This is a genomic window from uncultured Holdemanella sp., assembly GCF_934772795.1.
Taxonomy (GTDB): Bacteria; Bacillota_I; Bacilli_A; order Erysipelotrichales; family Erysipelotrichaceae; genus Holdemanella.
In genome coordinates, this window is the sequence record NZ_CAKVMR010000064.1 from 1 (window position 1) to 12,178 (window position 12,178).

The 12,178-nt window shown below is 35.2% G+C and carries 9 protein-coding genes; 2 read left to right on the top strand and 7 right to left on the bottom strand.

Going from position 1 to position 12,178, the window contains the following annotated elements:
- Positions 1-251: 251 nt before the first annotated feature.
- A complete protein-coding gene (locus Q0F04_RS09830; RefSeq protein ID WP_295752825.1) occupies positions 252-965 on the bottom strand; it encodes an amidohydrolase family protein in 714 nt (237 codons plus the stop codon).
- Positions 962-1,477 (bottom strand): ECF transporter S component, encoded by a 516-nt coding sequence (locus Q0F04_RS09835; protein ID WP_295752827.1) that lies wholly within the window; start codon positions 1,475-1,477, stop codon positions 962-964. Before Q0F04_RS09835 ends, Q0F04_RS09830 begins: the two co-directional genes overlap by 4 nt.
- Positions 1,478-1,608: 131 nt before the next feature.
- On the opposite strand from Q0F04_RS09835, the gene Q0F04_RS09840 reads away from it, so the two are divergent.
- On the top strand, positions 1,609-2,262 hold the full coding sequence (locus Q0F04_RS09840; protein WP_295752829.1) for an N-acetylmuramoyl-L-alanine amidase: 654 nt from the start codon (positions 1,609-1,611) through the stop codon (positions 2,260-2,262).
- A 9-nt stretch (positions 2,263-2,271) separates the two neighbouring features.
- Here the strand turns inward: Q0F04_RS09840 and Q0F04_RS09845 are convergent, their stop codons facing one another.
- The 5 genes from Q0F04_RS09845 to Q0F04_RS09865 form a co-directional block, all read right to left on the bottom strand.
- Positions 2,272-4,035: an ABC transporter ATP-binding protein gene (locus tag Q0F04_RS09845; RefSeq protein ID WP_295752832.1), complete on the bottom strand. Its 1,764-nt coding sequence runs from the start codon at positions 4,033-4,035 to the stop codon at positions 2,272-2,274.
- The gene (locus Q0F04_RS09850) at positions 4,016-5,755 is read right to left on the bottom strand and encodes an ABC transporter ATP-binding protein (protein WP_295752834.1); all 1,740 of its coding nucleotides are present in this window, start codon (positions 5,753-5,755) and stop codon (positions 4,016-4,018) included. Before Q0F04_RS09850 ends, Q0F04_RS09845 begins: the two co-directional genes overlap by 20 nt.
- A 99-nt stretch (positions 5,756-5,854) precedes the next feature.
- Positions 5,855-7,240 (bottom strand): group II intron reverse transcriptase/maturase, encoded by a 1,386-nt coding sequence (gene ltrA / locus Q0F04_RS09855; protein ID WP_295752836.1) that lies wholly within the window; start codon positions 7,238-7,240, stop codon positions 5,855-5,857.
- A gap of 465 nt (positions 7,241-7,705) precedes the next feature.
- Positions 7,706-9,409 carry a phosphoenolpyruvate--protein phosphotransferase gene (gene ptsP, locus Q0F04_RS09860; RefSeq protein WP_295752838.1) on the bottom strand — a complete coding sequence of 568 codons (1,704 nt, stop codon included), beginning with the start codon at positions 9,407-9,409 and terminating at the stop codon, positions 7,706-7,708.
- A 102-nt stretch (positions 9,410-9,511) separates the two neighbouring features.
- Positions 9,512-11,248, bottom strand: coding sequence for an ABC transporter ATP-binding protein (locus Q0F04_RS09865; protein WP_295752840.1), 1,737 nt, complete (start codon positions 11,246-11,248; stop codon positions 9,512-9,514).
- Positions 11,249-11,336: 88 nt separating this feature from the next.
- Between Q0F04_RS09865 and Q0F04_RS09870 the strand changes: the two genes are divergently transcribed.
- Complete coding sequence (locus Q0F04_RS09870) at positions 11,337-12,107, top strand: Cof-type HAD-IIB family hydrolase (RefSeq protein ID WP_295752842.1); 771 nt, start codon at positions 11,337-11,339, stop codon at positions 12,105-12,107.
- The last annotated feature ends 71 nt before the right edge of the window (positions 12,108-12,178 follow it).

Consider the following 12,178-nt stretch of genomic DNA (forward strand, 5'->3'; position numbering starts at 1 on the left):
ACTAAGAATTACGTTTGCTTATTCGTGCTCAATAAAGCACAAAAAACAAAGAAACATTAAGTCTCTTTGTTCTTAGGTGTTCGAGATGTAATCACAGATATTCTTAGATGCAGGTGCTTTCGATGAAGTTCTTCTCTTTTTACAACTTGGACAAACCATCCTCACGGAAACCTCCAAAACACTCCCCATAGTTAAATAGAAGGCATAAAAAAGCGGGTAAATTGATGAGGTTTACCCGTTACTAGTTTTGTCTATACATCAAAAAATTTCTTTGCGTTGTTATAGAAAATATCTTCTAAACCCTGTTCATCAACGCCACACATTAAGACTTTCTGCATCTCAACTGTAGGATGATGGAAAGGACCATCTGTTCCAAACATTATACGATCACGTCCAACCGTGTCATATGCCTCTTTAATTTTTGTATGCATTGGCATACCCGACATTTCCAAGTAAATATTTGGATATCGTCTAGCCATTTTTAATGCCGCATCAATATAAACACCATGACCATGTCCCATATGAATCATTAATACTTTACAGTTGGGATGTCTTTCGGCAAGTAATCCAATTTGCCAAGGAAGTGAATAAGGTGGATGTCCCGAATGTATACAAACAGGAATTCCATATTCTTCGGCCTTATCTAATACAGGATCTACGATTTCACTATCCGCACAATACGCATGACGTAATGGCTGAAGCTTAATAGCTTTGAACCCAAGCTTTACATATTGATCAATCAAATCTAAACAATTCGGTTCTAAAGGATTGACATAGACACATCCTTCAATGCGTCCTGGATATTTCTGCATAGCCTTATATGCTTCTTCATTATCCAAAACACAAATCATTGTCGTTTCAATTTCATATGTGTCCATTAATGAAATCAATTCATCGGCATCCATTTTTACATTAGCCCATCCGCCAATATAGCCTAAATGTGCATGTGCATCGATTTTTTTCATGCGGTAACTCCTTGTAAAGATAATACTTTAGATTTAGCCAAGATATTCGCAACAATCGCATAAATAACTAATCCCATAATCGTTTGAGCTAAAAGTCTTGGAACAGACGCAAATGCGACAGCTGCCGTAAATAATGGAATCTTAAATAATGTATATGCGAAACATTGAAATAAACCACCAAGACTAGCTCCAACGATCCAATCGAATTTTTCATTCGTTCCTTTTTCAAGTACAACACCCATGATATATCCCATAATGAATTTAAAGATAAATGTTGGAAGTACCCAAATCATAGCGCCTGTTAATAAATCACTTAAAGCAGCACCTAAACCTGCAGCTAAAGCTCCATCCTTTTTACCTAAGACAAGTACAGCTAAAAATGCCATACAATCTCCCATATGTGTATATCCACCTGTTGCTGGATTTGGAAGCTTAATTGTAAATGTACATACAAAGATCAATGCGATCATTAAAGCTGTTTTTGCGATTCTTCTTGTCGTTTCATTTGTCATAATCATTCTCCTTTTTAAAACTTGTCCCTATAGTAACATTTTACTGTATCCTTTAAAATGTACAGTTTTAACTTAATTTTAAAGGACAGTAATTTAAGAAATATTTAAGAAATCTATGTTTTAATAAGTCCATGAAAAAATTATTAATGACACTTTTACTCACATTCTGTATAGGATGTACCTATACATTACTCAATGAAACAAATATGAATGTTTCTGCCAAAAGTACAAAAGAAACCATTATGATTGATGCCGGTCATGGAGGCTATGACGTAGGTTCAATCAGCAATTTTGATGATTATGAAAAAGATATCAATTTAGATATCGCCTTACTTGTTGGAAAACAACTCAAGTCCTATGGCTATAATGTTGTATATACACGTACAAGCGATTCTGTTTCTTGGCCAAGCGACAATAAAAAAGATCTACAGGCACGCTGTAATTTAGCTCAGAAAAAGAATGCCGATTTATTTATATCCATTCATTTAAATTCAAGCGAATATGATGCGAGTGGATATGAAATCTATTGCGATTTTACTAACAAGACTACAGTCAAATTATCTAACTCCATTCTCACACAACTCGATCAATTAGACTATTCAACCAATCGAGGCCTATTAGATACAAATGAAACTCCATTATATGTGGTTGCCAATAATAAAGTCGATGCGATATTAATTGAAGCAGGCTTTATATCAGATGATTCGGATTTATATTATCTTAAAAACTATACAAACAATATTGCCAAAGCCATCGCCAAAGGCATCAAAAAGAGTCTGAACTGATCAGACTCTTTATTTTGCGAATTGCGCATTATACAACCTTGCATATACTCCATTCAAGTTCAATAACTCTTCATGTGTACCTTGTTCAACGATATCTCCATGTTCTAGCACAAGAATCTTATCTGCATTGATAATAGTAGATAAACGGTGTGCAATCACAAAACAAGTACGATTTTCCATGACACGATCCATTGCGCCTTGAAGACGTCTTTCAAGTCTTGTATCAACACTACTTGTAGCTTCATCCAAAATCAATACTTCAGGATTCTTTATAAGAGCACGAGCAATTGTTAATAATTGTTTTTCACCCTGAGAAACATTACTTCCCTCTTCATTGATCAAAGTATCATAACCTTCGGTTAAAGTACGAATAAAGTGATGGACATTAGCTTGTTTTGCGGCTTCCACAATTTCATTCTTTAAAGCTTTTTCATTTCCATACGCAATATTTTGTTCAATACTACCCTCAAACAACCACGTATCTTGTAGTACTAACGCAAAGAGTTTTCTTAAATCATGATACGACAATTCTCGAATATCGATACCATTGATTTTAATACTTCCACCCTTTACGTCATAGAAGCGCAACAATAAGTTTGTCAATGTTGTCTTACCAGCTCCTGTAGGACCTACGATTGCGATGGTTTGACCTTGATGTACATCAATATTTACATCCTTCATTAATAGATTATCATCATATCCAAATTGTACATGATCAAATTCAATAGAATGTACTTCATCGATTTGACATTTAGATACAACATCCTCTTCAATTGGTTGATTCAAGAAAGTAAACAAACGTGACATCGCACTAAAGGCTGATTGTACAGCACTTGATAGCTGAGATATTTGAGAAATCGGATCATTGATTTGCCAAATATAACGAATAAATGCTTGTAGCTGACCAAGGGCAATCGTTCCATTTAATACTTGAAGACATCCAACAAGACTGGCACAACCAATACTTAAATAGGTAATCAAAGAACATAATGGATTGATCAAACTCGATACGAACTGTGCTTTAAAACTAGATACACGCATTCTTTCATTATCCTTTTGAAATCTTTCTAATGCATGTTCTTGTTGATTATAAGAAAGAATCTCACTATATCCATCATACAATTCATTGATGGTACCATTCAAATCCGCTAATGTATTTTGTTGATCATCAAATAGAGGCTGTGATTTTTTTACTACATACTTTGACAATAACGCGATAACAGGTAAAGCCACTAAAATGATGCATGTCATTAACACATTAATTCTTAGCATCATAAATAACACAAAAGTAAATGTACATACAGCCGAAATCACACGTGATAAAGTTTGCTGCAAAGCATTCGATAATGTATCTACATCATTTGTGATACGCGATAATAACTCCCCTGTCTTTTCTTGATCAAAATAAGATACCGGTAAATGATGAATTTTATCTTCAATCGCATTACGCACATCAAACATTGTTTTTTGAATCGCATCCGTCATAAAAACGGCCATTAAAAATTGTGATATTGTCTTTACAATATAGATTGTAAATAAGATACATAAAATATGTACTACTTTATCTATTTGAATTGGCTGATGCGATGAAATATCATGAGCTAATTGCGTTGTGATCATACCTTCAACAGTTGGATTTAAGGCGAAAGTCACTTGGGCTGTAATAACCATTAAAATTCCAAACAACAACTTAAAACGATATGGTTTAATAAACACAAACAGATGAGATAGACATTCAGTAAACTTCATTTTCTTAGTTTCTTTCATAATCATCCAACTCCTTTTGTGTTAATTGTGAATGGGCAATCTCTTGATATACACGACAATCCTTTAACAACTGTGTATGTGTTCCCATTCCAATGATCTGACCTTCATCTAAAACAATGATCATATCCGAATCCATGATCGTAGAAATTCTTTGGGCAACCACAAAGAAGATTGCATTCTTCACTTCAGGTTTTAATGCCTTCCTTAATGTTGCATCCGTTTTAAAATCTAGAGCACTAAAACTATCATCATAAATATAAAGTGAAGGTTTCTTTAAGATGACTCTAGCTATGGAAAGTCTTTGTTTCTGTCCGCCCGAAATGTTGGTTCCATCCTCCGCAATTTCATCCAAGTAGCCATGTTCTCTTTTGGAAATAAAATCACTTGCCTGCGCAACGGTTGCAGCATGAACCATTTCCTCATCACTTGCATCTGGTTTTCCAAAACAAATATTAGAACGGATACTTCCCTTAAACATATGTGCCTTTTGTGCAACATAGCCAATTTGAGCACGCAAACTCTCTAAATCATATTTACGAATATCCACGCCATTAATTTCAATCATTCCACGACTTACGTCATAAAAACGATTCATCAATTTGACTAATGTACTCTTACCAGATCCCGTACTACCAATCACGGCAATTTTTTGTCCTTTATGACATGAAAAATCAATATCCTTTAACACTGCTTCTTCACCATTTGGATAAGAGAATGTGACGTCCTTAAATCTTAATGTTTGAATGGAATCCAATAAAATACAATCTGTATCATTGACAATACTTGGCTTTGTATCTAACACTTCCATAATACGTTTAGCTGATACATTGGCTCTAGGATACATCATAAATACCATACAAAAAATCAGCACAGACATCATAACGTGGAATAAGTATTCGACAAAGGCCACTACATTTCCTAAGGTAACCGCATTTGAATTTAATAATGTACAACTTAAATAATATACAAGTACGGTTGCGATATTCATCAAAAAGAAAAAAGATGGTTCTGTACAAGACATCAATTTAAATAATTTTGCGCTTTGATCACGATAGAAATCATTTTCTTTTGAGAAACGTTTCTTTTCATACTCTTGTTTATTAAAAGAACGAATCACTCGAATTCCTGTAATATTTTCTCTAAGAATTTGATTGATATGGTCAATCGATTTTTGTTGGTTCTCACTCAATGGTTCACTCACTTTGGCAACAATGATCACGCCCAAAATAACAACAGGAATCGTTGCTAAGACTACATACGATAGTTCTAAAGAAATTTTTAAAATCAACATGACCGAAACACACATCATAACAGGCGTTAATAACGCGGATTTTAAAATAACATTTAAAAACAACATAATTTGATAAGCATCATTATTCGTACGTGTAATCATACTGGATACACCAAACTTTTCCATTTCAGCAGCCGAGAAGGCTTGTGCATGTTCAAAAACGTCATTACGAATATCGCGCGTAATATTTGTCGATATTTTTGAGCAACAATACCCAAGTAATACAACTCCACTTACACCAATGACACTGATCAAGGCCATTAAACCAAAACGACTATATAGATAGGCTGTATCTTGTGTTTCGATACCATGATCGATCATATCTGAAATGATGGTTGGAATTCCAAGTTCTACAAGGGCAAACCCAAATACACTTATAAAATCCAACAAGAACCATTTCTTATATTTCATTAAATATTTCCATATAAGCTTCATGAGTAAATTTTCTCCTTCTCTAATATTTAAACAGTTGGAGATAAACTCCTCTAAGAACCGTACGTGCAGTTTTCCCGCATACGGCTCCCCACTGTTACTTTAAACATTCTTGATATAAATGACTTTGTCACCACTCCATATATCTACATGAATATATGGGTGAATGATACTATCATTCCATATTTCACAGAACTTATCCAATTTGAAACTTCTTCTTTGACTCCTTCGATTCATCCATTTGAACGTTACGAAAAGCGAATGTTGCCAAAGACATTTAATCTCTCGAATCATTCCACTTAAACTGTAGTAGTTAATACTACCAGTAAGTTTCTTGTTCAATGTCTTCATGAATTCGTCAAATTGAGTGTTTCTATTCTCTTTGACCCATTTCTTTAGATTTGACTTGAATTGCTTCTTCTTTTTGCGACTGATTTTATGTCCCACAGTGTAGTAGCCTTTTCTTGTCTTACTATTGAAATGTGTAAATCCTAGAAAATCAAAAGATTCTCTTGTGGCACTGTATCTTCCAAATGGAAGTATTCGTGTCTTTTCTTTGGATAGTTCCAATCCAAAAAGTTCCATTCTTTTAATAATGGCTTCATATACTCTTTGTGCATCTCTTTCATATTGAAACATTATTAGGAAATCATCCGCAAATCTTACGAGAAATGCTTCTCCATATAACTGTTTCTTGATGCATTTTTCAAACCATAAATCCAACACATAATGTAGATACACATTGGCAAGTATTGGACTAATAAGTCCACCTTGTGGTGTTCCTACACTAGTATCCTCATACTTTCCTTCTATCATGACACCTGATTTGAGCATTCTCGCTATATATCTCAGGTAGTTCGGGTCTGCGATATCATTTCGAAGAAATTTCATGAGCCACTCATGATTCACGTTATCAAAGAAACCTTTAATGTCACAGTCCAATATATAATTTATTTTCTTGTGCATAATGGTATCATTGATTACTTTAATCGCATCATGAGTGCTTCGGTTTGGTCTGAATCCATATGAACAGTCTAGAAATCTAGGTTCATATACATCACTAAGTATATCTGCCATGGCTCCTTGAACGAGCCTGTCTTCATAGACTGGTATCCCTAAAGGTCTTTTCTTACCATTTCCCTTGTCGATTTCAACTCGTCTTACGGGTTGTGGCCTATAGCTAAAACTCTTTAGTCTATGCATCAAGTCATCTATATTTTCATTTAGATTTTCCTGATACACTTCCTTAGTTACCATGTCTATTCCTGGAGCTTTGTCTTTCTTTTGTAGACGATGTTGTCTTATCAAAGATTCCTTGTCTACTCGATTCATCAACGTTTCCAGTTTAGGATGTCTTTTTGACAATGTTCTTATATCTTGTCGTTTTGTTCCCATGTCTTTATAACCTCCAGTGTTTTCAACATGTTTCCCTTCAAGAAACGTAACTGTGTTTCGGTCCTTCGCTCCATGTACTTTCATACACTTCATAGCTACATTATGACCTCATCGGACTTCTTGCAGTTCTTCCCGTTGTTCTTGTGGTATTGGCACTTGTAACAACAGTACCGTGTTTATCGGAAACTGCAAGACCTCCCAGGTATGCAGTTGATACCTTGACTTCTCGCCCTGCTTTAAAACGCCGGTGGTGTCCGATTGAATCTGGCATAACGATTCAACCTATATTGGTTGCGGCTTATATGAGAGCATCACCCACCACTTTGTCGGGCCTAACGACGCTAGATTGCTTCAGGCTTTCGCTTTAGGGCTCTAAGTCTTTCCTTCCTACGCTTAACACTGTACCTCACGATACAATGCCCAAGGACTAGATACTGGCCTCTTTGCTCCAAGAGTTACCAGGTTAGGAGTTGCACCTAACTAAATCAACTACACCGAACTGGCGCACCATATATTCCCCCTACAAAATAAAAGGGGTTCAATAGAACCCCGAATCAATTATTCACCTAATTTAGTTTTAACTGTTTCTAAAACTTCATCAGCAGTGTCTTTATTTAAGCATTCTTGAGCTAATCCTTGCATTTCTTCATAGCTTAAAGATTTAACAACCTTACGAGCCTTTAAGATTTGAGTAGCACTCATTGAGAATTCGTCAAGACCTAAACCTAATAAGATAGGAACTGCATGTGGTTCACCAGCCATAGCTCCACACATTCCAACCCATTTACCATGTTCGTGAGCACCTTTGATTGTGTTAGCAACTAAACGTAATACACTTGGGTTGTATGGTTGATACAAGTAAGAAACGTGTTCAGACATACGGTCAGCAGCCATTGAGTATTGGATCAAGTCATTTGTACCGATTGAGAAGAAGTCTGCATATTTCGCAAATTGATCAGCAAGAACTGCAGCAGCAGGAATTTCAACCATCATACCTACTTCGATTCTGTCACTGACTGCAACACCTTCAGCAACTAATTCAGCCTTAACTTCTTCGAAGATTGCCTTCGCATCACGGAATTCTTTAATTGTAGCAATCATTGGGAACATGATGCAAAGTCTTCCATAAACAGATGCACGGCACAATGCACGTAATTGAGTTTTGAAAATATCTGTTTCTTTTAAGCAAAGACGGATTGCACGATATCCTAAGAATGGGTTCATTTCTTGAGGGAACTCATAGTAAGATAAGTGTTTATCTCCACCAATGTCTAATGTACGTACAACAACTTTTTTACCTTGCATACCTTCTAATACTTGTTTGTAGGCTTCAAATTGTTCGTCTTCTGTTGGGAAGTGATCTGAATCCATGTATAAGAATTCTGTACGGAACAATCCGACACCTTCACCACCATTAGTTAATACACCTTCAACATCTTTGAATCCACCGATGTTACCAGCAAGTTCAACTTCGTGTCCATCTGTAGTTACAGATTTTTCGTTTTTCAATACTTTTAATTCTTCTTTTTCTTTTAAATAAGCAGCTGCCTTAGCTTCATATTTAGCAATTGTTGCTTCATCCGGATTGATTTCAACAACACCATCTAATGCATCTAATGCCAAAGTATCACCAGTTTTACATGCATCACATACACCTGGGCATCCTACAACTGCAGGGATTTCCAATGAGTTAGCCATGATAGCTGAGTGAGATGTTTTACCACCGATTTCAGTAGCGAAACCTTTAACAAATTCATTTAACTGAGCTGTATCACTTGGAGTCAAGTCGTGAGCAACGATGATTGAATCTTCAGCAATGCTTGTTAAATCAGGAATTGTTAATCCTAATAAGTTACATTTTAAACGGAAAGTAACATCTTTAATATCAGCTGCTCTTTCACGGAAATAATCATTATCCATGCTTTCGAACATTTCAACCATTTGGTTAGCTACTTGTTCAGTTGCATATTCAGCATTTACACCATCATTTTCGATCATAGCTTTAATTTGACCAGCTAATTCAGGGTCACCAGCCATCATCAAGTGAGCATCGAATACAGCTAATTCTTCATCGCTTAAACGTTTAGCTGCTCTTTCTTTTACTCCTTCGATATCTTTTTTAGTTTTTTCTAGAGCATCTTCGAATTTTTTTACTTCTTCTTCAGCTACTCCTGCTTTTTTTTCAATAACAACTTTTGGTGTTTCTAATTTGTAGACTTTAGCTACGGATACACCAGCACTTGCCGCTATCCCTTTTAACATGATAAATTCCTCCTAAAACAAGCGAAAAACGCTTTCATTTACAGATAAAATTTTAACACTTTTTTTTCAAAGATACAAGAAAAGCAGACATTTGCATGCCTGCTAATTTAACCCCTCAAATTGAAGCTTATAATATTTCGCATAAGTACCATTCAATTTCATCAATTCATCATGCGTACCACGCTCATGCATACCCGTCGCATCGATGACGACAATCTCATCTGCATTACGAATAGTAGATAAACGATGGGCAATCGTAATACAAGTACGATTCTTACTTAAATCTTCTAAACTCTTTTGAATGATTCGCTCACTCTCATTATCCAAGGCACTCGTAGCCTCATCCAAAATCAAAATTTTAGGATTTTTTAAGAATACACGCGCAATTGAAATACGCTGTTTTTGTCCACCTGATAGACGCGTACCTCTTTCTCCACAAAACGTGTCATACCCTTCTGGTAAGGACATAATAAAATCATGGATGTTCGCTTTTTTAGCCGCTTCTACAATATCCTCATGACTAGCGTTGGGTCTACCATATGCGATATTTTGTTCAATTGTTCCTGTAAACAAATATACATCTTGTTGTACTAAACCAATATTAGAACGTAATGACTTTAATGTTACATCTTTAATATTTTGGCCATCAATGGAGATTGAACCACTTGTGACATCATAAAAACGCGATAACAATGAACAAAGTGTAGTCTTACCAGAACCACTCGGTCCTACTAAGGCAATTTTTTCACCGGCCTTGATATGTAGATTTACATCATCAATAACTTTCTCATTATCATTATATTGGAAAGATACATGATCAAAATCAATATTTCCAGAAACATCTTTTAAATCCTTGGCATCCTTTGCATCTTGAATTTCAGGAATCTCATTCATAACTTCTTCAAAACGTCTAAATCCAGAGAATCCTTTTTGGAACATTTCTGTAAATTCAACCAAAACTTCAATTGGAGAAACAAAGACATTAATATATAGGGCAAACGTTGCTAAAACGATTGGATTTAAATCCCCATTAGCGATAAACAGCCCACCAAACACAATGATTGTGACATATAAAAGTCCTTGGAAGAAATTATTTCCTCCTTGGAATGTTCCCATAACACGATAATTGTCTTTTTTAGATTCTAAGAATTCCATATTCGAATGATTAAATTTATCAATTTCAATATCCTCATTCGCAAAAGACTGTACAACACGAATTCCACCTAAGGAATCTTGAAGACTTGCATTCACACTACCAATCTTCTTTCTGTTTTCCATAAAGGTTCTTCGCATCTTTTTGTTTTGAGAATAACTAAACGCCATCATCACGACTGTCACAGCTAAAAGAATCAATGCCAATGGCCAATAAATCGTAGCCAAGATAATGAAAGATCCAACAATTTTAAATAATGAAATAAATAAGTTTTCAGGACCATGATGTGCAAACTCACAAATATCAAACAAGTCTGAAACAACACGAGACATCATAACGCCTGTATTGTGTTTATCATAATAAGAAAAAGATAAACGTTGATATTGATTGAATAAGTCTTGACGCATATCACTTTCCATGTTGGCTCCCATCACATGGCCTTGACAACTCACGTAATAGCGACACAATGCGCGTATCACATACATGACAAGTAAACCGATTCCTAACACGATAATTCCTTTTAGAATTTCGTTCGATGATTTCAAAAAGAATGATCCTGTACAATAACTTAAAATCAAAGGAAAAGAAAGATCGACAATACACATGACAAGTGCACAAAATAGATCCATAAAGAAAATCCCTTTATATGGTTTATAATATTGTAAAAAACGCTTAAATGTACTCATATATACCCTCCCTGATTTCTGTATTATACACAAAATTCATCAAATTTGCCAAAATAATGCTAAAATAGAAAGGAATGGAGAAATGATTATGATTAAAATATTGTTTTTTGATATTGATGGCACACTTTTAGAACTTGGTCAAAAGGAAATGCACCAAGAACTCGTTGACGCATTAAATTTAGTTAAGGAAAAAGGCATCAAAATCATTTTAGCCACGGGAAGGCCTCCTTTTGTCGTTCCTACATTTCATGGCATTGAATTTGATGGAGTTCTTTCTTTTAATGGATCTTATTGTTACACTAAGAATGAATTGATTTACAAAAATCCAATGAATAAAACGGATATTCAAACATTTGTAGATAATGCCAAGAAATTAAATAAAGCCGTTACTCTAGCTGGAATCAACAAAATGGGATGTAATTTTGATGATGAAATCTTAGAAGAATATTTCATGATTGCTAACCAGCATGTTCATGTGATTGATGAGTTTAACGAATTTATGGATGAAGAAATCTATCAAATGATGGTTGCCACGACAGAAAATCAAGATGAATTGATTTTAGAAAACACAACCACATTAAAAGTGGCTCGCTGGTGGCATAAAGCTTGTGACATCATTCCTTGTAACGGTGGAAAAGATATAGGCATTCAAAAAATATTAGATTACTTCAATTTCAAAAAGGATGAAGCCATGGCCTTTGGTGATGGTGGAAATGATATTTCCATGTTGAAATATGTTGGTACAGGTATTGCGATGGGTAATGCCAAAGATAATGTAAAAGCTATAGCTGACTACATTACAGATTCTGTACAAGAAGATGGAATAGTCAGTGCATTAAAACATTTTGAAATTATATAGAAAAAGTAGGCGACAGAATTTTAATTCTACCGCCCCTTGTCAAACCGTACGTGCCCTACTAAGGCATACGG